Below are 21,329 nucleotides of genomic sequence, written 5' to 3'. Positions count from 1 at the left end.
CCCGTATGGCCCAGCTTCCTATCAAGCGCTCGATCGAGCGTGTTCCCGGCGGCATGATGATCGTGCCCTTGCTTATCGGCTCGTTAGTCGCGACATTCTTGCCCGGCATGCCGAAGTTCTTCGGCTCGTTCACCAGCGCATTATTCACCGGCGCGCTGCCGATCCTGGCTGTGTTCTATGTATGTATGGGTGCGAGCATCAACGTCAAGGCGACGCCCTATCTGCTGAAGAAAGGCGGCGCGTTGTTCGCGGCGAAGATCGGCTCGGCGATTGTCGTAGGGTTCGTGATGGGACATTTCCTTGGGGAGCAGCCCATTTCTTCGGGCTTGTTCGCCGGCATCTCGACATTGGCCGTGGTCGCCGCGATGAACGACACCAACGGCGGCCTCTACATGGCGCTGATGGGGCAATACGGGAAGTCCGAAGATGTGGGCGCGTACACGATCATGTCGCTGGAATCCGGACCGTTTCTCACGATGGTCACGCTCGGCGTGGCGGGCCTCGCCGCGTTTCCGTGGCCTACGCTGGTCGGCAGCATCCTGCCGCTCGCGGTCGGCATGCTGCTGGGCAATCTGGATCGCGAAATGCGCGACTTCCTTGCGCGCGCCGTGCCGGTCATGATCCCGTTCTTCGCGCTTGCGCTGGGGGCGAGTCTTGACCTGCACAAAGTGTGGCAAGCGGGCCTGCTTGGCATCGGATTGGGACTGGCGGTGGTGGTCGTGACGGGAATCCCCCTGTATTTCACTGACCGCCTGACGGGTGGCACGGGCGTGGCCGGCGTGGCGGCGGCCAATACGGCGGGTAATGCGGCGGCGGTTCCCGCGCTGATCGCGGCGGCGAATCCGGTCTACGCGGAAGCCGCGAAAAGCGCGACACTGCTGGTCGCGGCGTGCGTGGTGGTGACTGCTATTGTGTCGCCCATTCTGACGGCGGCAGTCGCCAAACGCGTGAACGCCCGGGCCGAAGAGCGCCGTACCGTGCAGAAAGTCCAGAACGAGGCCACGCGATGAACATCCGCAGCATGCTGATCGTCGCCGACGATCTCTCCGGCGCAGCCGACTGCGCCATCGCGTTCGCCGGTGCGGGACGGCGCACGGTCGTGACGCTTGCGACATCGGGCGTGATGGGCACTGCGGCAGAGGACAACGTTGACGTCATCGCTGCCGATACCGACACGCGCCGCCTCTCGCCGCAAGACGCGGCGCAGCGCACCGCCGATGCATTCAACGCGTTGAGCGCGCCCGGGCGGCGCTTATACAAGAAAATCGATTCGACGTTGCGCGGCAACTGGACGGCTGAAGTGGCCGCGTTGCAACCGCTCGCTGGACTGGCGATTGTCGCGCCTTCGTTTCCCGCGACCGGCCGCACGCTGCACCAGGCTCGCGTGCTGGTGCATGGCGAACCGCTGGAAAACACGGACACGTGGAAGCTGGAAAACGCCGGCAGGCCTGCGAATGTCAGGACGATGCTTGAGGAAGCGGGCTTGCGCTGCGAGTCCATCGATGTGGATGCCTTGCGCGGCAACATCAACGCGCTGCTGCACAGGATCAAGGCAACCGCCGCGCAAGGCGTGCAAGCGTTGATCGTCGATGCCCATAGCGGCGGCGACCTGCAACGGCTCGCACAAGCCACCACGCTACTCGACCCGTTCGAGCACCCGTTGTTCTGGGTCGGATCGGGCGGACTTGCACGCGAACTGGCGTCGCTGCCCGATCTCTTCGATGCGCCGCCCCGCGAGGCCGTCGTCCACGAGAAGCAGGAAGGCGCGATCCTGGTCCTGGTCGGCAGCCTGTCGGCCGTGTCCGAACGCCAATGCGCGATGCTGCGCGAGCGTGCCCGTGTGAGCGAACTGATCGTGCCGCCTGCGGTCTTGCGGGTAGGCAGCGAGCACGCGGACTGGCGCGCGTGGCAGTCGAAGATTGGCGATTATCTGGAGCGGCACCTCGACTTGCTGGTGCGCATCGGCCGGGACGATGCCTTCGATCCAGCCGAAGGCGCGCACCTGTCTACCTCGCTCGCCGCGCTGGTGACGCCGCATTTCAGGCATGTCGGCGGCTTGATCGCGACCGGCGGCGAAACCGCCCGCGCGATGCTGAGCGCAGCCGGTATCGATAGCCTCGATTTGCTGTCGGAAATCGAAGCAGGCGTCGCGGTAGCGCGACCTTGCGGGCGGCATGCGGCACGTCCCGCCATTGTCACCAAGGCCGGTGCATTCGGCAGCGAGCATGCGCTTTTCGGCGCGTGGGAGCATTTGCAGAGACTGCCGCAGCCTGCACAGCCGACATTGCGAACGTCCGACGCGGCCACCAACACACATTAACGCCCGCGAGCGCGAACACAGTAAGCATCTCGCCTCAGAGCGCCCCCACTTACACGGAGTTCAACCAATCATCATGAGCAACACTCTCCCCGTAATCGGCATCACGATGGGCGATGCATCCGGCGTCGGTCCCGAGATCGTCGTCAAGAGTCTCACGCACAAAGTGGTCTACGAGCAATGCCGTCCGCTCGTGATCGGCGACGCACGCCGCCTCGAGCAAGCCAATGAGATCGTGCACGGCAACGCGAAAATTCGCCGCATCAAGGATGCGACGGAAGCGAAGTATGAGACGGGCATCATCGATTGCATCGACTTGAACCTGATCCCCGATGACTTGCCCTTCGGCCAGCTCTCGGCAGTGGCCGGCGATGCCGCGTATCAGTACATCGCGCGTGCCGTGGAACTGGCGCAATCGCAGCAGATCGATGCGATCTGCACCGCGCCGCTCAACAAGGAAGCGCTGCACGCGGGCGGTCACAAGTTTCCGGGCCACACGGAAATGCTCGCGCATCTGACGGGCGTGAAGGAAGTCTCGATGATGCTGGTCGCGCCGCAACTGCGCGTGATTCATGTGACGACGCATATCGGCATCATCGATGCGATCAGGAAGATCGAGCCCGGCCTCGTGCAGCGCACCATCGAGCGCGGTAATGCGACGCTGGTGAAAGCGGGGATTGCGAAGCCACGTATTGGCGTGTGCGGCATCAACCCGCACGCGGGCGAAAACGGCTTGTTCGGTTATGGCGAGGAAGAAGAAAAGATCATCCCGGCTGTCAAGATCCTGCAGGAACGCGGACTCGATGTCACCGGTCCCCTGCCCGCCGACACGCTCTTTTTTCGCGCCGGCCGCGGCGACTTCGATCTTGTGGTCGCGATGTATCACGATCAGGGACATGGTCCGGTCAAGGTGCTCGGGCTCGAGGCGGGCGTGAACGTGACGGTCGGGCTGGAAGTGATCCGCACGTCGGTGGATCATGGGACGGCGTTTGATATCGCGGGCAAAGGGATAGCCGATGAACGCAGCCTGCTCGAAGCGCTGCGTCAGGGCGCGGAACTCGCGACACGGCGCGGGTGATTGGATCGGCGGATCAGCAGGACGGCAGACGCGCTCGTGTAACATCGGCGGCCTTGTTATCAAGCATGAGCATTCACCGATGAAAGCATCCGCCCGTCACCGCGCCATCCTCGATCTTGTCCTCACCCGCGACGCCAATGTAGAGCAGTTGAGCGAGGCGCTGGGGGTATCGGAGGCGACGGTGCGGCGCGACCTCACCATGCTGGCGAAAGAGCGCCGTCTCGTGCGCACGTATGGCGGCGCGACCGCGCTGGTTGGTGCGCATGAGCCGGAAGCGTCGCTGGAGGAACGCAAGTCGACGCAGCGGGAACAGAAGGAAGTGATCGCGAAGGCCGCCGCGTTGCATGTGAAGGATGGCGACACCGTGCTGCTCGACGGCGGCACGACGTGCGCCGCGCTCGCGCGTCATTTGAGTGCGCATCGTGACTTGCATGTGGTGACCAACAACCTGCTGGCGGTGATGACGCTTGCCAACGTGCCGGGCATGCGGATCACGCTGATTGGCGGTGATCTGCGGGCATCGAGCATGAGCACGCTTGGGCCGCTGGCCGAACTTGTGCTAAGCCGGTTGAGCGTGGATCTCGCGTTTCTCGGGGCGGATGGCGTGGCCGCGGATTTTGGTTTGTGCGAGGCCAGCGCGGAACAGGCGTATCTGAAGGACTGCATTATTCGCCGGGCAGCGAGTGTGGTAGTGCTGGCCGATGCCGACAAGCTCGGGCGCGCACGGCAGCAGCACTGGACACCGCTGGAGCGCGACTGGCGCCTGATCACCACCACCCTCGCCGATGAAATCAGGCTGGCGCCATTTCGGGCGCTGGAACGAGTGGTGGTCGAGATTGCGCCTATGGGGGCGGAGCAGGATTTATAGGGTCGTTGGGCTATCTGCGAATTTTCGCTTCGCCCCGCCGGCTAGCTTGCCGCCGTGTAAGCCCGCTTCATTCAGGCGCAACCTTCATCTCCTCCGCCCGCTCAAGCAACAACTCCCTCTCCCGCCCATTACGTGTCATCCCTGCGGCCCGTTCGAACTCCGCCCGCGCCTCCTCACGACGGCCCAGCTTCGCCAGCAAATCGCCCCTCACGCTCGGCAGCCAGTGGTAGTTCTTCAGCACTACATTCGATCCCAATTCGTCGACAATCTCCAGCCCCGCCGCCGGGCCAAACGCCATCCCCACCGCCACCGCCCGATTGAGCTCCACCACGGGCGATGGCGCCACCATTGCCAGCGCGTCGTATAGCGCCACAATCTGCGCCCAGTCCGTGTCCTCCGCCCGCCGTGCACGCGCATGGCACGCCGCCAGCGCACCCTGCAGCGCATAAGGCCCGCGTGCGCCATTCAACGCCTCTGACCGCTCCAATGCAGCGAGGCCGCGACGGATCAACAACAGGTCCCATCGGCTGCGGTCCTGGTCCATCAACAAGACCGGCCGCCCGGTCGCATCGGTTCGTGCACGAGTCCGGGACGCCTGTATCTCCATCAACGCGACGAGCCCAAATACCTCGCTCTCTTCAGGCGTCAAACCCGCCAAGATCCGCCCGAGACGCAACGCGTCATCGCATAACGAAGGCCGCATCCAGTCGTCGCCCGCGGTCGCCGAATAACCCTCGTTGAAGATCAGGTAAATGACCTCCAGCACCGACGCCAGCCGCGCCGCTCGCGCATCCGCTTTCGGCACTTCGAACGGCACACGTGCCGCCGATAAAGTCCGCTTCGCCCGCACAATCCGTTGTGCGATGGTCGGCTCGGGCTGCAGGAACGCGCGCGCAATCTCATCCGTGGTCAGGCCGCCGAGCAGCCGCAACGTTAGCGCAACCCGGGCATCGACGGACAGCACCGGATGACACGCCGTGAACACGAGCCGCAGCAAATCGTCGCCGATATCGTCCTCACGCGCGGCGTCCAGCGCATCCACGAAATCCGGCGTGACGTGCTCCTCGCGCGCATCCATGTCGAGTCCCAACTCCTCGTGCTTGCGGGCGTGCAAGGCATCCTGGCGCAAGCGATCCAGCGCACGATGCTTCGCCGTGGTCATGAGCCACGCGCCCGGATTGTCCGGCACGCCATCCACACGCCAATGCTCAAGTGCCGCGATCAACGCGTCCTGCGCAAACTCCTCGGCGAGCGACACGTCCCGCACCATACGCGCCACGACCGCAATCACCTTCGCCGATTCCATCCGCCACACCGCCTCTATCGCGCGATGCGTGGCCGACTCCTGGCCGCCGCCGGACTCGCCGGAAGCTCCGCTCACGGAGTGCTCTCCGTGTTCGAAACAGCGTGCGGGTCCGCGTTCGGCTCCATATATACGAACTCCCATGAATGGCCGTCGAGATCGTCGAAACCATGGCCATACATGAAGCCGAGATCCTGCACCGGCCGTGGCGTCGTGCCGCCTGCGCGCACGGCCTTGGCCACGATTCCATCGACCTCCGCGCGGCTCTCGCACGACAGGCACGTGAGCGCTTCAACCTGCTGTTTCGGGTCGATGATCGTCTTCGTGGTGAAGGTCTGGAAGAACGGCTTGACCAGCAGCATCACGAAGATGTTCTCAGCGATGACCAGGCACGCGCCCTGATCGTTACTGAAGGTCGGATTAAAACTGAAGCCGAGTTCGTTGAAAAACGTGCGCGCTTTCGGCAGGTCCGCCACGGCCAGGTTCACAAAGATTTGCTTATGCATTTTTTATAGTCCTTCGAGAAATGCGGGGTGCTGGCGTTAGCCGGCTTCCGCGAGTGTGTTCGGATTATTCAAGCGGCGTTCAAACGCGCCGCGCTGATTCGAGTTCGCGGAAGCGCTCGATCGATTCGCCCGAGCCGAAGTCGTCCAGTTCAAACAGTTGCCGCACTTCGATTTCGCCGCTTTCATGCTCGCCCATCGGTGAAGGAAAACGGCGTGCCCATTCGATCGCTTCTTCGCGTGAACGCACCTGGATGAGCGTGTAGCCCGCAATCAGTTCGCGGGTCTCCGCGAACGGCCCCTCGATCACGCTGCGCAGGCCACCCTCGTAACGCACGCGCCAGCCTTTGGCGCTCGGCTGGAGACCGTTCGCATCGAGCAGCACGCCTGCCTTCGCCAGCTCTTCGTGGTAGGTCGCCATCGCGCCGATCAACGCGCCCTCGGGGAGGATGCCCGCTTCGGTTTTTTCGGTCGCCTTGACCAAGATGATGAATCGCATCGTTGTTCTCCTCGTGGTGTGGTCGTGGCGCGAATCCGAGAACGCTGGACGCGCTCTCATTCCCACGACGAACCACGGCAGGAGAAATCGACAATTTTTTAGCTGACGAGGGTTAACTCGTAGAGGCGAACCCAATCGCACCGAGGTGGCGTAAAAAGATCACTCCCAGCAGGGACCGATCTTGCGCACCTCGACCTCGCACCATTCGGCGGCCGGACACGCCGATGCAATCTCGATGGCCTCTTCCTTCGTCGCACAATCGAGCATGTAGAACCCGCCGATCATCTCCTTCGCTTCCGCGAACGGTCCGTCGATCAGGCTAGCCTGGCCGTCGCGCTTCTTGACACGTACTCCGCCCGTTGCCAGCGATTCACTCGCGATCAGCAAGCCACGTTCTTTCAGTTCCGCGCCGAACTCGACCATGCTCTCGTAGAGAAGCTTGCCCTCGGCTGGCGAACGCTCGGCCCGCTGTCCAACCGGTTCGGCGATGAGCAACATATAAGACATGACATCTCCTGGATTGAGGTTTCAACCGGCCTCCAAGGTATCAACTGCGGAGAAAGCTTTCAATCCCCCAATGCACCGATGTCCGGCGCAGCACTGCTGAAAAAGAGCTAAACCGTCGGCCTCTTTTACGGTTGCCCCCATTTTCTTTCATGGTCGATTTTATTGAGCTGGACGTCGGCGATCAGCGACCCTGACGATCGCGGACGTTCTGCGCGAACCCTCGTGCTCGTACCTGCTGATCGAATGGTGTCGAGCCAAAAAGCAAAACGTCTATCCGATTTTGTGCCCACTGGTAACGTGCCAACGGCCGGCGCGAAGGTTGGCATCGTCAAACGAAGAACAATTGATCTGGCGCAAACCTATCCGGGCGCCCAATCACCTCTCTTTCATCCATTCGATAATCGGGTAGCTGACCTCGCGCCATTAACTGGTTGCGTGCGGAGTCAAATAAACCACTTGCTCACATGCACAGAGTATCCCTGCGAACCGCGGCTGAAAAAATCGCGTAATGCCGCAAGCCGCCAGAATTTGCCTTTGCACGAGAGCAGCAGCATTTTCCGATCAGCGTTGAGAGGCATGCCAAAACCCGCAGTTTCAGCCCGATGCGCCCACATGTAAGCGAAGACCCTTCGGTGAATCGATGACTGCGATTCACGCAATTTGGACCCCACGGCCCAACTCCCGCCAACTTCGCGACACAAGCGCGTAGCGCAAGATTAAACTGACGAAAGAGTTTGAGGGATTAAACGTTTGCGCTAACTGTCTGAGTACTACATAAAGTGGACATAACGATTTTTTTGCCCTCTGTTTGCGGCTTTAACCACAGAACTATTTGCTAATGTGCGTTAGGTGGCAAAAACAAATCGCCTTCAAGTAGACTCCCGGCTTACAGGTAAGACGTATCACTATTTTACCGGCCTCACACGACGGCATGGTGTAAATACTACTGGTTACGCTGTAACGCTATTTTCGCATTCATTTAGCTGGAAGCTTTCCTTTCTAACAATATGGCCATGACCCTCGACTATCTGCTTGACCGGCAAATTTCCTCGCAGTGGCGCGGCGTGCTGGTCGCCTTGGCGGAAGAATTCGATACCCAGATCGGCCGCGACGAGTTGCGTCAGTTAATGCAACGGGTAGGTCGCCGTTTTGCCGCCGCTCACCCGCTGCCGCCCTGCGCCACCACGCCTGAACTCGGCGCCGCGTTGAACGCGATCTGGAATGACGTCGACTGGGGGTTTGTGGAGGTGAGCGACGAGCCGGATTATCTGCGCATCGTTCATTGCTGTCCGCCGCTGCTCGCCTTCGGCGCGAATGCATTGCCGTGGAGCCCGGCGTTTCTCGAAGGCGCGTATCAGGAGTGGTTAAGCGCACTCGGCGCGCAAGGCTTGTCGGTGGTCCAGGCTGGCGAATTCGACGAAAGTGCTGCAGTCGAATTCCGATTGGGCCGTTATAGCAACTGAAGGCCATTGAGGGCACATCCAAGCTCGCTTCGCTGGGCAAGCTTCAAGAATGCAGCACAGGTCCGACACCGGATCAGGTGGTCAACCAGGTAGTCAATCAGGCATTGCCAGCATCAGCGCCCAAAGGCGCGCGAGACGTCACTGGCCAGTGGTCGTCGAGGCAAGGCTCGCAGCACAACCGAGAGAGTACGAGGACGCAGCACATGAACCCTTCGCGCGATATTGAGAAGCTGTTCGATAAATTTGGCGGCGATGCCAGCAACTACCAGGAGATCGGCCGCGAAAACGAGGCTATCCACGCCCGCACGCGCTGGCCGTTGCTCGCGACCCTTGACTTCTCGCAGCCGTCGATCCCGAGCATCGCGCCTCGCCGCGATGCTCACCTGTCCCAGACGCAAGATCGCTCCGGCGAACATCGCAACGTGCCAAACAGCCTGACTCAGCCGGAAGGCGCAGCGCCGGTCAATCGCGGCAAACCGCCGCTCTTTGCACGTGCGCATCGGAAGACGGTTCCGCCGGTCGCCAACGTGACATTGCCGGCGGCGCCGGTGGGCGCAGCGCGCTTCTCGGCGCTGATCGATGCGGTTGAAGAAACGTCGAACGCCGTGGAAACCGAGGCCGCTCCGCCAGTCGCCATTCCCGCCGTGCAACAGCCGCAGCAAGCACGACTGCCGCAACCATTGTTTCGGCCGTTCCACACGCAACAAGAGCAGCACCTGCCGCAGGCTCAACAATCACAGCCACAACCGCGCACGCAGCCGCTCGCCACGCCTGCGAGCACGCCCGCGCAACCGACCGGGTTCGCCGCGGCGCTGCAACGTTCGAACAGCGTTGCAAAATCGTTGCCACGCGTGCAGGCAGCCGAAGCCGCGCCGTTGCCGGCATCGGCACAAGCAGCCGAACCAAAGAACCAGTCGATCCTCGGCAAGCTGTTCCGTCCACAAGGGCAAGCTCAGCCTGCACCCCAAGCCAGCGCACAGCCGGATTCGCTGGAGTCGATGTTCCAGCGTCTGCGCGGACCTGTCGCGTCTACGTCGGCATCGGCGCAGACACCCGTCAACCCGGGCGCTAGTTCGTGGCTCGCCAACCGAAATTCGTCCTCATGAAAGTCATCACCGTCGTCTCTGCCAAAGGCGGTGTCGGAAAAACCACGCTCGCGGCGAATCTGGCCTCGGTCCTCGCTGCACGCGGGCGCCGCGTGATCGCGCTCGACCTCGATCCACAAAACGCGCTGCGCCTGCATTTCGGCATTCCGCTCGACAGCATCGACGGATTGTCGCGTGCCACCCTCGCCGGTGATCCATGGCAAACCGTGATGTTCGACGGTGTCGACGGCGTGACGGTCCTGCCCTACGGCGCGGTGGTGGAAGACGATCGCCGCCGCTTCGAAGCGCATATCGACCGCGACCCGCAGTGGCTCGCGCAATCGCTTGAAAGGCTGGGACTCGATGCCGCGGACATCGTCATAGTCGATACCCCGCCGGGTTCGTCGGTCTATACGCGCACGGCGCTGTGCGCGTCGAATTTCGCGTTGAATGTCGTGCTGGCCGACGCCGCTTCGTACGCCGCCATCCCGCAGATGGAACGCATGATCGAAGCCTATGCCACGCCGCGGGCGAACTTTGTCGGTACGGGTTACGTGGTGAACCAGGTAGACCAGTCGCGGCAACTGACGAAAGACGTGCTCAAGGTATTGCGCAACCTGCTCGGCGACAAAATGTTCCCGGGCGTTATCCATCTTGACGAAGGCGTGAGCGAGTCGCTCGCCTGCGACACCACGCTGATCCATTACGACCCGTTGAGCCAGGCCGCCGCCGATCTGCGTACGTGTGGCGAATGGCTCACCAACGCGGTCGACGCCAAGCAGCTCTCGCCGAGGAGCGTCGCATGAGCAAGCCACGCGCACGAACATTGTCCGAGGCCGACCAGGTCGCGTCGCGGCTGGAACGTTTTGTCGATTCAAAGATCTGGGGCAGCCGGATCTTTACGACGATCCTCACGCTGTTTGCCCTCGCGGCGATGTATTTCGTCTGGACGGTACCGCTCGAGACCACGCAGCAACTGGTGTTCGCGTGCTGCTGTTTTGCCATGGCCCTTGCGTTCCGGCGCCTGCGCGGCCAGTACGCCACGCTGGTCATGATCATGCTGTCCGTGGCGGTCACGGGCCGCTACATGTACTGGCGGCTGACCGAGACGACCTATTGGGAACGTCCGCTCGATGCCGCCTGGGGTTTGCTGCTGGTCGCCGCCGAAGTCTATTCGGCCATTGTGCTGATGCTCGGCTATTTCCAGACCGCGTGGCCGCTGCAGAGAAAGCCGATGCCGTTGCCGGCAAACCGTGATGAATGGCCGACTGTCGACATCTTTATTCCCACGTATAACGAGCCGCTCGGCGTGGTGAAGCCGACTATTTATGCGGCGCTTGCGATCGACTATCCGGCGGACAAGATCTCCATTCATGTTCTCGATGACGGCCGCCGTCCCGAGTTCAAGGCGTTCTGCGAAGAGGTCGGCGTTACCTGGACCATCCGTACGCACAACCGGCATGCGAAGGCCGGCAATATCAACGAAGCGCTGAAAATCACGAAGGGCGAATTTCTCGCCATTTTCGATTGCGATCACATTCCCACGCGCTCGTTCCTGCAGATCGGCCTTGGCTGGTTCCTGCGCGACAAGAAGCTGTCGATGCTGCAAACGCCGCACCACTTCTTTTCGCCGGATCCGTTCGAACGCAACCTGGGCACGTTCCGCAAGGTGCCCAACGAAGGCGAGCTGTTTTACGGGCTGGTACAGGACGGCAACGACCTCTGGAACGCGACCTTCTTCTGCGGTTCGTGCGCGCTGCTGCGCCGAACGATGGTGGAAGAGATCGGCGGCATCGCGGTCGAGACGGTGACGGAAGATGCGCATACGGCGCTCAAGCTGCATCGGCTCGGCTACACCACCGCGTATCTCGCGATCCCGCAGGCAGCCGGTCTCGCGACCGAGAGTTTGTCCGGCCACATCGGCCAGCGAATTCGATGGGCGCGCGGCATGACGCAGATTTTCCGGATCGATAACCCGCTCACGGGCAAGGGCCTCAAGCTCGGTCAGCGGCTCTGTTACCTGAACGGGATGATGCACTTCTTCTACGGCATCCCGCGCCTCGTGTTCCTGACCGCGCCGCTGTCGTACCTGTTTTTTGGCGCGCACGTGATCCATGCGGCGGCCGGCACGATCGCCATCTTCGCGTTGCCGCACATGATGCACGCGAGCATCACGAACTCGCGGATGCAGCGCGCGTTTCGGCACTCGTTCTGGGCTGAAGTGTATGAGTCCGTGCTGGCGTCGTACATCACCGCGCCTACCCTGCTCGCGCTGATCAACCCGAAGCTCGGCAAGTTCAACGTGACGGCAAAGGGCGGCCAGATATCCGAGGATTATTTCGATTACGCCATCTCGCGCCCATACCTGATCCTGCTGGTGCTGAACCTGCTCGGGTTTATTGCCGGACTGGTGAACATCTACCTGCACTGGGACGTGAAGAGCGAAGTGAACACGGTCTTGCTGAACCTGGCGTGGACCACCTACAACATGCTGATCCTCGGCGCGAGCGTGGCCGCTGCAAGCGAGCGCCGGCAAGTGCGCACGACGCATCGGGTAGAAATGAAGATGCCCGTGATGCTCAAGTTTTCGACCGGCCGCACCCTCGCCTGCGAAACCATGGACTACTCGGAAGGCGGCGTGGGCGTGAAGTTGCCGGGCAATCTGGAAGTGCCGCTGCACGAGAAAGTCACCGTATCGCTATTTCGCGGCGACGAAGAATATGCGTTTCCCGCGACCGTCGGTTTTACCGCTGTCGGACGCGTCGGGCTGCGCTTTTCGGCGCTCACGCGTGAGCAGGAATTCGAGTTCGTCAAGACCACTTTCGCCCGCGCTGACGCCTGGACCAACTGGTCCGAAGGACGCATCCCGGACGCGCCGTTACGCGGCTTGCGGCATGTCCTGGTGGTGGGCATGGGCGGTATCGGCGCATTGTTCGAACATCTTTTCACCGACGCGCGGAACTGGCTGACGACCCGTTCTCCCGACGTTAAAAAACTGAAGACCAAAGACTGACATGGGTAAGGGAATTTCGATGCTGAGCCCGGGTAATGAACATGGCGAACCGGACACAACGGTTTTTACTCCGTTCAGCTCCCGCCCCATTCCCCGCGCCCTGATGCGCAGCCTCGCTTGCTGGCTTGCGTTGCAAACGGCACTGGCCGTGCCGCTGGCGTCGCTGGCAAGCGCCGCGGCCGCTAGCGCCCCGGCCAGCACGACGGCGAGCGGGACCATGAGCGCAACCGCTACCGGCGTGGGCGCCGTGCCGCCACCCGGCCCTGCACTGCCGTTCAACCGGGCGACCATCGATCAGCCGTCGCTCGCCGTGCCCGTGCCGGCGTTCGCACAAGCGGCCTCGGGCGCATTGGGGGGATCGGCTGTACCGGCCGTGCGCACGCTCGCCCCCAAAACGCCGACCACGGCCGAGCCCGGCACGCTGGTACCCGGCGGCCGCCGCCAGACGCTTACGTTCTCCGACCTGGGCGCGCTCGATCCGCTGCAACTGCGTGGCACGGACGGCCAGAACGGCGTGCCGTTCTCGGTTCGCAGCGACGAAGTCGTGACCGGCGCGGTGCTGCACCTGATCTACAGCTATTCGCCTTCGCTGCTGCCGTCGATCTCGCAACTCAAGGTGCTGGTCAACGGCGAAGTCGCCGCCACGCTGCCCGTGCCGCGCGAGCAGGCCGGCATCCTGGTTGCACGCGACGTGTCGATCGACCCGCGCTTCATCACGGAATTCAATCACCTGAACGTGCAGTTGATCGGCCACTACACGCAGCAATGCGAGGACCCGTCGAACTCCACGCTGTGGGCAACGGTCAGCAACGCGAGTTCGCTCGACCTCACGTATGCATCGCTTGAAAGCAAGGTTGACCTGGCCTCGCTGCCCGCGCCTTTCTTTGATCGCCGCGACGTTCGCCGTCTCGAACTGCCGTTCGTGTTCGCGCAAAAACCGAGCGCCGCCACGCTGGAAGCAGCGGGCGCGGTAGCGTCGTGGTTCGGCTCGCTCGCGGGGTATCGCGGCGCTGTGTTTCCGACGCAGATCGACAACGTGCCGCTGTCCGGCAACGCCGTGGTGTTCGCCACCAGCGACCAGCACCCGGCCGGCGTGAAGATCCCCGATATAAACGGGCCGACCATCGCGGTGATGGATCGTGAATCGCCTTCGCGTGGCCGCCTGCTGCTCGTGATGGGCCGCAACGACACCGAGCTGAAGACCGCCGCGAAGGCGCTTGGTATCGGCCAGAACTCGTTGTCCGGCACGAGCGCGACGATCACGCAACTGAACGACTTCGCCCCGCGCAAACCGTACGACGCGCCGAACTGGCTGCCGACCGACCGGCCGGTGCGTTTCGGCGAACTGGCCGAAGCGCGTGACCTGTCGGTGTCGGGTTATAACGCCGATGCCGTGCGCGTGAACATGCGCGTGCCGCCCGATCTCTTCATGTGGCAAACGAAGGGCGTGCCAATCGATTTGGGTTATCGCTACACGGTGCGGCCTACGCTTGACCGGTCCACGCTGAATATCAACGTGAACGACGGTTTCGTGCAGTCGCTGCGGATCCCGGCGGTGGCCACGTCGACCTTCGATCTCGGCCGGTATTTCAATCGGGTGATGCCCGACCAGACGGCCGCCGCGCGTCATGAGATCTACTTGCCGCCGCTGCTGCTCACGCCGCGCTCGCAGTTGCGCCTGCACTTCTACTACGACTACCCGAAGACCGGCGAATGCCAGGGCCGCGTGCTGGACAACGTGGTGGGTTCCATCGATCCGAACTCGACCATCGACCTGTCGGGTTTCCCGCACTACATGGCGCTGCCCGACCTCGCGGCCTTTGCAAACGGCGGTTTCCCGTTCACGCGCATGGCTGACCTGTCGGAAACGGCGGTCATCATGCCGAACGATCCGAACTCCGCGGACTTCAGCCTGTACTTGCTGGAGATGGGGCGCATGGGGGCATCGACGGGTTATCCGGTGACCGGCGTGACCGTCGCCCAGGCCGATCAGGTCGACAGTCTCGCCGATAAAGACCTGCTGATCCTCGGTTCGCCCGGCCGCCAGCCACTGCTGCAAAGCTGGGCAAAGCACATGCCCTTCTCGGGCGACGGCGAGTCGCGCAATTTCGAACTCTCCGACGTGGCGTTCAAGGTGGTCGACTGGTGGCACGGCTCGCGTGGTGTGGAGCGTCTGCCGGCACGCGCCGACTTGACGCTCGTCAGCTCCAGCGGCGACGCGCTCATCACGGGCTTCGAATCGCCCTTGAAAAGCAATCGCAGCGCGGTGGCGCTGATCAGCGCGGCCGGACAGTCCGACGCCGACCTGTCCGCCGCCTTGCTCGACAACGACATCCTGCCCGAGATCCAGGGCGCCATGGCCGTGATCCACGGACGCGACGTGACCGTGACATCGAATGGCCAGGCGTATTACGTCGGCCGCCTGTCGCCGTTCGAATACATGCGCTGGGCGTTGTCGTCGCACCCGCTCTTGCTGGTGTTTGGCAGCTTGCTCGCGGCCATCATCATCGCGGCACTGTTCTACCGGTCGCTGCGCGCCATTGCCGCGCGCCGTTTGAGGGATTGATATGCAGGCTGGTTTTAGGCGTGGATCGAAGGCTGCAATTCTGGCGCTGGCGTTGACCGGCATGGGAACCACGTTCAGCACATATGCTTCTTCACCCGCGCAATGTACGGACTGGACCGCTTACCGGACCTTCACAGCGCGTTTCGTGCAGGCCGACGGCCGCGTGATCGACTACTCCACGCCGACGCAGCAGACAACCTCCGAAGGCCAGTCGTACGCCATGTTCTTCGCGCTGGTCGCGAACGACCGCGCGACCTTCGACCGGCTGCTCGCCTGGACCCGCACGAACCTCGCCGCGAACCAGTTCGAACCGGGCAATGTCCGGTTGCCTTCATGGCAATGGGGCAGGAAACCGGACGGTTCTTTCGGCGTGCTCGATCCCAATTCGGCCTCCGATTCCGACCTGTGGATTGCCTACGACCTGCTGCAAGCCGGCCGTCTGTGGAACGAGAAAACTTACACGCAACTGGGCATGGCGCTGGCCACGCAGATCGTGCGTCATGAAGTGACCCATCTGGCAGGCCTGGGACCCGTGCTGCTGCCCGGTCCGCAAGGCTTCCAAACCGGCGACGTAACGCGCCTGAACCCGAGCTATTCGCCGCTGCCGGTGTTGCGCGGCCTCGCTCGCGAGATGCCGGACGGCCCGTGGAACCAGCTTGCCGAGAACGGCTACAAGCTCGTGACCACGACCGCGCCGCATGGCTTTTCTCCTGACTGGGCCGCGTACAAGTCGGGGCAGTTCGTTGTCGATCCGCAAACCGCCGACACCGGCAGCTACGACGCCATTCGCGTGTATTTGTGGGCCGGGCTGACATTCAGCGCCGATCCGCTTGGCAAACCGTGGCTCGCGGCGCTCGGCGGCATGCGCCAGGCCGTCGCGCAAAACGGGTATCCGCCGGAACGCGTGAATGTGGCGACTGGAGTGACGAGCGGCGAAGGTCCGCTAAGCTACTGGGCCGCGCTCGCACCGTATTTCAAGGCACTCGGCGACGATCGCGGCCTGGGTCTTGCCCGCACGCGTCTCGCGGTGCTCGACGCGCCCGTGGCAACCTCTTCGGGCGCCGCGCCCGCAAATCCTAACCGTGAACCGGTTTATTACGACCGGGTGCTGGGCTTGTTCGGCGCCGGATTTATAGAAGGCCGATACCGTTTCGACGAAGCCGGTCGACTCGTACCGAGCTGGAGAAGCGCATGTTGAAACGGCCCCTGTTCACGATGAAACCGATGAAACCGCACACCGGTGCGCGAGCGATCGCATTGAGCCTCGCGGCTGGCTGCATCGCTAATGTGCCGCTCACCGTGTTCGCGCAAGCCGCCAGCAGCGCCGCCACTTCAGCCGGTGCCAGTGCAAGTGCCAATTCGCCCCTGGCCGTGCTGATCGATCAGGGCCGTTATTGGCAGGCGCATCGCCGGGGCGATCTGGCCGAGCAGGCGTGGCTGAAAGTGCTGCGCATCGACCCGAAGCAGCCGGACGCGCTCTACGGCATGGGCATCATTCTCTCGGACCGCAAGGACGGCAGCGGCGCGCAACAGTATCTGCAGCGTCTGCGGGAAGCTGCGCCGCAGTATCCGAATATCGATGAACTCGGCCGGCGGCTGGGTGAAACCAGCCCGCGCGACCAGACCGTGAACGACGCCCGGCGGCTCGCGCAAAGTGGACAGAGTGCGTCCGCCGTGCAGGAATATCAGCGCGCGATTGACGGCAAGCCGGCGACGCCCGAACTCACGCTCGAGTATTACCAGGCGCTGGCCGCCACGCCGCAAGGCTGGGATCAGGCGCGTCAGGGCTTGACGCAGCTCGCGCGCCAGAACCCCAACGACCCGCGCTACGCGCTCGCGCTTGCGCAGCACCTGACCTATCGCGATACCACACGGCGTGACGGTATCGCCCGCCTTGCGCAGTTGAGCACGGACAGCACGGTCGGCGAGGAGGCGAAAAAAAGCTGGCGCCAGGCGCTGCTGTGGCTCGGCGCGCGTGCATCCGATGCCCCGCTTTATCAAGCGTATTTGCAGACATCGCCGGACGATCCCGCGGTCAAGGCGCGTTTCGATTCGATGGTCCTGCAAGACAAGCAAGCTCGCGATCGCTCGCAAGCGGATGCCGCCACCGACGCCCGGGGCCGTTCGGTCGCCGATGGTTTCGCGTCGCTGGATCGTGGCGATATCGTCACGGCGCGCGCCCGTTTTTCGGCGGTGCTGGCGAATAGTCCGAACGACGGCGATGCGCTCGGCGGCATGGGCATCGCCGCGTTGAAGCAAGAAAAATTCGACGAAGCACGTACGTATCTCGAGCGTGCATCGCGGGCCGGCAATCCGGCGCGCTGGAAAGACGCGCTCACCAGCGCGACTTACTGGAGTTACACGAGCGCGGGTATCGGCGCGCGCAGCAATGGCGAGATCGCCCAGGCGAAGTCGGATTTCGAGCGCGCGATCGCGCTGAATCCGTCGGACACCACCGCGCAGACCATGCTCGGCGAAACGCTGCTCAATAGCGGCGACCCGCGTGGCGCAGAACAGGCGTACCGGATGGCGTTGCGCCGTCAGGCCGACAACCCCGACGCCATTCGCGGACTCGTCGGTGCACTGGCCGCGCAAGGCCGTGGTGAAGAAGCGCTCACCTTCGCGAACCAGTTGAACGCGGAACAGCAGGCGAAGGCCGGCGGCATCAACAAGCTGCGCGGCGAAGCGCAGGCGGCGCAGGCGCGCGCGGCGGAAGCACGCGGCGACTTGGGCACCGCGCGCAGTCTCTTCGAAGACGCGCTGCTGAACAATCCCGACGATGTCTGGATGCGCCTCGACCTCGCCCGCATTTATGTGCGCCAAGGGGCGGTCGGCAATGCGCGCAGCATGATGGACGGCTTGCTCGCCGCGCATCCGGACATGACCGACGCGCTGTATGCAAGCGCGCTGCTCTCGGCCGAAACGCAGGACTGGGCGACGGGTTTATCGCAGTTGGAACGCATTCCGGTCAACCAGCGCACGACGGCCATGACCGTGCTGCAACATCGCTTATGGGTGCATACGCAAGCGGATCTCGCGAACCGGATGTCGCGTGCCGGGCAGAGGCAACAAGCCGAAGCGATCCTGCAAGCCGCTACGCCGACTGCCCAGGGCAGCCCGGAACTGATCGGCGTGGTTGCGTCGTCGTATCTGCAAGCGGGCGACGCCATGCGCGCGTTGTCGCTGGTGCGCGGCGCGATGGCCGCCGCCCCTGACAACACCGGCCTGCTATTGCAATACGCAGGTATCCTGACCAATATTCCCGTGACTGCGGGACAGACGAATCCGCAGCAGGAAGCCGAGCTGGGCTCGGTCATGCGGCGGCTCGCCGCTTCGCAGCTCACGCCGCAGCAACGCATCGACTTTAACAATCTGAATGTCGGCATTGTGGTGAAACAAGCCGATACCGTGCGCCAGCGCGGAGACCTGGCAAGTGCCTACGATGTAATCGCGCCCTGGCTTTCCGCCATGCCCGACAACCCCGACCTGCAAGGCGCACTGGCCCGTTTGTACACGTCCGCCGGCGATGACCGCAGCGCCCTCGCGAGTTATCGCGCGGCGCTGGCTCGACGTCCTGACGACATCGACTTGCAAGTTGCGACAATTGGCGCTGCCACCGGCGCGAAGGAATTTTCGTTTGCCGAGGCAACGGCGAATCAGGCGCTGCGCGCAGCGCCTGATGACCCCCGCGTGCTCGCTGCGACCGGCCGCATGTATCACGCAGAGGGCAAGCTGTCGCTGGCATCGCGCTATTTGCAGCAGGCGTTGATCGCGGCGAATACGCCCGTGCGTCAAACGGCGCGAGTGACTGGCCAGGGTACGCAACCCAACGTGCCGCGCGGCTGGGAATCCGCCATGCAGCGCATCGGGTCGACGCCGCTGCCGGGCACCAATCCGTTTGAAGGCGTGACCGCCGTCGATACGTCAACGAGCGTGGCGGGTGCACCCGGTGCCCCGACCGGTCCGCTGAGCGGACTGTTCTCGCGCTCGACCACGCCAATGCCCGGGTTGCCCACTTCTTATCCTCAGCCTTCTTCACCGACGCAGAACGTGCCGAACTATTTGCCCCCGCCTCAACCCGCGCCTTATTCGACACCGTATGTTGCACCCTATTCGACGCCGGGCAATGTCGCACGCCCGGTGACGACCGGCGGCGGATATGGTCCCGACACTTCTGGTTCGAGCCAGTCTGGCGGGCCCGCAGCGGCGCCGTTGCAGCCTTATCCGGGGCAAGGGTCGGCTCAGGATTCGGGACAGTATCAGGGGCAATATCAAGGTCAATATCAACCGCAGGGGCAGGCTCAATATCAGCCGCAGGCTTATCAGCAACCGAATCAGCCGCAATATCAGCAGCCCTATCCGGCGCAATATCAACAGCCGTATCAACAGCAGCAGGCTTATCCGGGTCAGTATCAACAGGCTCAGCAGCCGTACAACCCGGCGGCAGTCAGTTCGCCATGGCCCATGTCGCCCGCCGCGCGCGAAGCGCAGGCGAATGCTCAGCAACCGCAACCCGGTACGTATTCCAGCGCACCGGCAGCGAAGTCGAAACGTACGGCAACGCGCAAGCAGGCCACGCTGCGTAACACCCGTCAGGCCGATGAAACGGACTACAGGCAGCAGCCTTATCCCCAGCAGCAGCCTTACCCGCAGCAGCAGTATCCGCAACAGGGGTATGGGTATCCGCAGCAGCAACAACAGCAACCCTATGCGAACCAGGGTTACGGGCAGCCGTACATTCCGCAACCGCCGGCAGGATACGGCTACGCGCCCGCGCAAAATGGACAGCCTTACACCGGCATGGCCGGCAACAATCCGACGACCGTAGCAAATGCACAAACGCTGGGCGTCGCCGATGAACTCGCGCAAATCAACCGCGCCCGGTCGAGCACGGTGTCGGGCGGAATCATCTTTCGCAGCCGTACCGGCGAAGACGGGTTGTCGAACCTGACGGATATCGAAGCGCCGGTTCAAGGTCGCATCGCGGCGGGGAATGGACATATTGTCGTGACGGCAACGCCAGTCTCGCTGGACGCGGGCACGGCCTCCAATGATCCGAACACGCTGGCACGGTTTGGCGCGAGTGTGGTCGGCGGGCTCACGGGCCAAAACCTTTCCGGCGACCAGACTGCGAGTGGCGTGGGGTTATCCGTGGGCTATGAAACCGACAGCATCAAGGCCGATGTCGGGAGAACGCCTTTCGGTTTTCGTGAGGCAAACTGGGTGGGCGGCGCTGAATACAACGGCGGCATCACCGATAAGGTTTCGTACTCGCTCGCCGTTGCGCGCCGCGCCGTCACGGACAGCTTGTTGTCCTATGCGGGCACACGAGATTCGAGCATCAGTACGTATGCCCAAAACAATGCCGCTGCACTGAGAGCGCAATTGGGGGATGCAACCTATCAAAACCTGGTAAACAACGGAACGCTGACCTGGGGCGGCGTAACCTCGAGCGGCGGCCGTGCCTCGCTCGGCTGGGACGACGGCATGAGCGGCGCTTACGTAAACGCGTCGTACGAATACTTCGAAGGCTACAACGTAGAGAGTAATACGGCGGTCAAAGGCGGCGGCGGGGTGTACACGCGTTTGTTCACGGATGCAAATCAGACGCTCACCGTGGGCGTGAACACGACCCTGATGCATTACGACAAAAACCTGTCGTACTTCACGTACGGTCAGGGTGGCTATTTCAGCCCGCAACAGTATGTGATATTGAACTTTCCGATCGAATACAAGGGTCGCAATGGCGCCTTTACGTACGACGTGAAGGGGTCGATCGGCGTTCAGCATTATCGCCAGGATGCTTCGAATTATTTCCCGACCAATGGTGGTAGTGGTCTCCAGTCAATTGTCGCGGCTCTGTCGGCGACGCCGTACACCACCAGCGGTGTATATCCCAGCACCAGCAAAACGGGCGTCGCGTACTCGTTCAACGCAAGCGCCGAATACCAGCTTGCGCCGCAACTGTTCGTAGGCGGATCGGCATCGCTTGGCAACGCTTATCAATACCGGGAATACATGGCCGCCGTTTATGTGCGGTACAGCTTCACGAAACAATTGGGCGCTGTGACATTCCCTCCGACCACGTTGACGTCCCCGTATCTGCCGTCCACGAATTGACGAGCGC

The 21,329-nt window shown here is 62.8% G+C and carries 15 protein-coding genes; 11 read left to right on the top strand and 4 right to left on the bottom strand.

Features of this window, described 5'->3' with window-relative positions; all coding sequences use genetic code 11:
* The first annotated feature begins 5 nt into the window (after nucleotides 1–5).
* The 4 genes from GSQ93_RS05510 (at nucleotide 6) to GSQ93_RS05495 (ending at nucleotide 4,263) form a co-directional block, all read left to right on the top strand.
* Entirely contained in the window at nucleotides 6–1,010 is a 1,005-nt protein-coding gene (locus GSQ93_RS05510; RefSeq protein ID WP_158934579.1) for a 2-keto-3-deoxygluconate permease, read from the top strand.
* Nucleotides 1,007–2,320 carry a four-carbon acid sugar kinase family protein gene (locus GSQ93_RS05505; RefSeq protein ID WP_158934578.1) on the top strand — a complete coding sequence of 438 codons (1,314 nt, stop codon included), beginning with the start codon at nucleotides 1,007–1,009 and terminating at the stop codon, nucleotides 2,318–2,320. The genes GSQ93_RS05510 and GSQ93_RS05505 overlap by 4 nt, the downstream gene beginning before the upstream one ends.
* Nucleotides 2,321–2,393: 73 nt before the next feature.
* Nucleotides 2,394–3,395, top strand: coding sequence for a 4-hydroxythreonine-4-phosphate dehydrogenase PdxA (gene pdxA, locus GSQ93_RS05500; protein WP_158934577.1), 1,002 nt, complete (start codon nucleotides 2,394–2,396; stop codon nucleotides 3,393–3,395).
* Nucleotides 3,396–3,474: 79 nt separating this feature from the next.
* On the top strand, nucleotides 3,475–4,263 hold the full coding sequence (locus GSQ93_RS05495; protein WP_158934576.1) for a DeoR/GlpR family DNA-binding transcription regulator: 789 nt from the start codon (nucleotides 3,475–3,477) through the stop codon (nucleotides 4,261–4,263).
* Between the two features lie 67 nt (nucleotides 4,264–4,330).
* Here GSQ93_RS05495 and GSQ93_RS05490 read toward each other — a convergent pair whose 3' ends face one another.
* From GSQ93_RS05490 to GSQ93_RS05475, 4 genes are all read right to left on the bottom strand, one after another.
* The gene (locus GSQ93_RS05490) at nucleotides 4,331–5,644 is read right to left on the bottom strand and encodes an RNA polymerase sigma factor (RefSeq protein ID WP_301952046.1); all 1,314 of its coding nucleotides are present in this window, start codon (nucleotides 5,642–5,644) and stop codon (nucleotides 4,331–4,333) included.
* Nucleotides 5,641–6,072 (bottom strand): VOC family protein, encoded by a 432-nt coding sequence (locus GSQ93_RS05485; protein WP_158934574.1) that lies wholly within the window; start codon nucleotides 6,070–6,072, stop codon nucleotides 5,641–5,643. Before GSQ93_RS05485 ends, GSQ93_RS05490 begins: the two co-directional genes overlap by 4 nt.
* 79 nt (nucleotides 6,073–6,151) lie before the next feature.
* Nucleotides 6,152–6,568 (bottom strand): YciI family protein, encoded by a 417-nt coding sequence (locus GSQ93_RS05480; protein ID WP_158934573.1) that lies wholly within the window; start codon nucleotides 6,566–6,568, stop codon nucleotides 6,152–6,154.
* A 159-nt stretch (nucleotides 6,569–6,727) separates the two neighbouring features.
* On the bottom strand, nucleotides 6,728–7,075 hold the full coding sequence (locus GSQ93_RS05475) for a YciI family protein (RefSeq protein WP_158934572.1): 348 nt from the start codon (nucleotides 7,073–7,075) through the stop codon (nucleotides 6,728–6,730).
* A 1,007-nt stretch (nucleotides 7,076–8,082) separates the two neighbouring features.
* Here GSQ93_RS05475 and bcsD point away from each other — a divergent pair.
* The 7 genes from bcsD (at nucleotide 8,083) to GSQ93_RS05440 (ending at nucleotide 21,322) form a co-directional block, all read left to right on the top strand.
* The gene (gene bcsD / locus GSQ93_RS05470) at nucleotides 8,083–8,538 is read left to right on the top strand and encodes a cellulose biosynthesis protein BcsD (RefSeq protein ID WP_158934571.1); all 456 of its coding nucleotides are present in this window, start codon (nucleotides 8,083–8,085) and stop codon (nucleotides 8,536–8,538) included.
* A 203-nt stretch (nucleotides 8,539–8,741) separates the two neighbouring features.
* Complete coding sequence (gene bcsP / locus GSQ93_RS05465) at nucleotides 8,742–9,644, top strand: cellulose biosynthesis protein BcsP (protein ID WP_158934570.1); 903 nt, start codon at nucleotides 8,742–8,744, stop codon at nucleotides 9,642–9,644.
* The gene (gene bcsQ / locus GSQ93_RS05460) at nucleotides 9,641–10,429 is read left to right on the top strand and encodes a cellulose biosynthesis protein BcsQ (RefSeq protein WP_158934569.1); all 789 of its coding nucleotides are present in this window, start codon (nucleotides 9,641–9,643) and stop codon (nucleotides 10,427–10,429) included. The genes bcsP and bcsQ overlap by 4 nt, the downstream gene beginning before the upstream one ends.
* A complete protein-coding gene (gene bcsA, locus GSQ93_RS05455) occupies nucleotides 10,426–12,636 on the top strand; it encodes a UDP-forming cellulose synthase catalytic subunit (RefSeq protein ID WP_158934568.1) in 2,211 nt (736 codons plus the stop codon). The genes bcsQ and bcsA overlap by 4 nt, the downstream gene beginning before the upstream one ends.
* Nucleotide 12,637: 1 nt before the next feature.
* On the top strand, nucleotides 12,638–15,202 hold the full coding sequence (bcsB, locus tag GSQ93_RS05450; protein ID WP_158934567.1) for a cellulose biosynthesis cyclic di-GMP-binding regulatory protein BcsB: 2,565 nt from the start codon (nucleotides 12,638–12,640) through the stop codon (nucleotides 15,200–15,202).
* A 61-nt stretch (nucleotides 15,203–15,263) separates the two neighbouring features.
* A complete protein-coding gene (bcsZ, locus tag GSQ93_RS05445; RefSeq protein WP_254073767.1) occupies nucleotides 15,264–16,400 on the top strand; it encodes a cellulose synthase complex periplasmic endoglucanase BcsZ in 1,137 nt (378 codons plus the stop codon).
* Nucleotides 16,394–21,322, top strand: coding sequence for a cellulose synthase subunit BcsC-related outer membrane protein (locus GSQ93_RS05440; RefSeq protein WP_254073753.1), 4,929 nt, complete (start codon nucleotides 16,394–16,396; stop codon nucleotides 21,320–21,322). Before bcsZ ends, GSQ93_RS05440 begins: the two co-directional genes overlap by 7 nt.
* Nucleotides 21,323–21,329 lie beyond the last annotated feature (7 nt).

This window comes from Burkholderia sp. S171 (assembly GCF_009766085.1).
Lineage (GTDB): Bacteria > Pseudomonadota > Gammaproteobacteria > Burkholderiales > Burkholderiaceae > Caballeronia.
Note: the sequence above shows the minus strand (reverse complement) of the source record. Positions and strands in the feature narration are given on the sequence as shown.

Coding starts and splice junctions, on each gene's coding strand:
- bcsB (WP_158934567.1), top strand. CDS start 12,638: ATGGGTAAGGGAATTTCGATGCTGAGCCCGGGTAATGAACATGGCGAA.
- GSQ93_RS05475 (WP_158934572.1), bottom strand. CDS start 7,075: ATGTCTTATATGTTGCTCATCGCCGAACCGGTTGGACAGCGGGCCGAG.
- bcsQ (WP_158934569.1), top strand. CDS start 9,641: ATGAAAGTCATCACCGTCGTCTCTGCCAAAGGCGGTGTCGGAAAAACC.
- bcsD (WP_158934571.1), top strand. CDS start 8,083: ATGGCCATGACCCTCGACTATCTGCTTGACCGGCAAATTTCCTCGCAG.
- GSQ93_RS05480 (WP_158934573.1), bottom strand. CDS start 6,568: ATGCGATTCATCATCTTGGTCAAGGCGACCGAAAAAACCGAAGCGGGC.
- GSQ93_RS05485 (WP_158934574.1), bottom strand. CDS start 6,072: ATGCATAAGCAAATCTTTGTGAACCTGGCCGTGGCGGACCTGCCGAAA.
- GSQ93_RS05440 (WP_254073753.1), top strand. CDS start 16,394: ATGTTGAAACGGCCCCTGTTCACGATGAAACCGATGAAACCGCACACC.
- GSQ93_RS05510 (WP_158934579.1), top strand. CDS start 6: ATGGCCCAGCTTCCTATCAAGCGCTCGATCGAGCGTGTTCCCGGCGGC.
- bcsA (WP_158934568.1), top strand. CDS start 10,426: ATGAGCAAGCCACGCGCACGAACATTGTCCGAGGCCGACCAGGTCGCG.
- bcsP (WP_158934570.1), top strand. CDS start 8,742: ATGAACCCTTCGCGCGATATTGAGAAGCTGTTCGATAAATTTGGCGGC.
- pdxA (WP_158934577.1), top strand. CDS start 2,394: ATGAGCAACACTCTCCCCGTAATCGGCATCACGATGGGCGATGCATCC.
- bcsZ (WP_254073767.1), top strand. CDS start 15,264: ATGGGAACCACGTTCAGCACATATGCTTCTTCACCCGCGCAATGTACG.
- GSQ93_RS05495 (WP_158934576.1), top strand. CDS start 3,475: ATGAAAGCATCCGCCCGTCACCGCGCCATCCTCGATCTTGTCCTCACC.
- GSQ93_RS05505 (WP_158934578.1), top strand. CDS start 1,007: ATGAACATCCGCAGCATGCTGATCGTCGCCGACGATCTCTCCGGCGCA.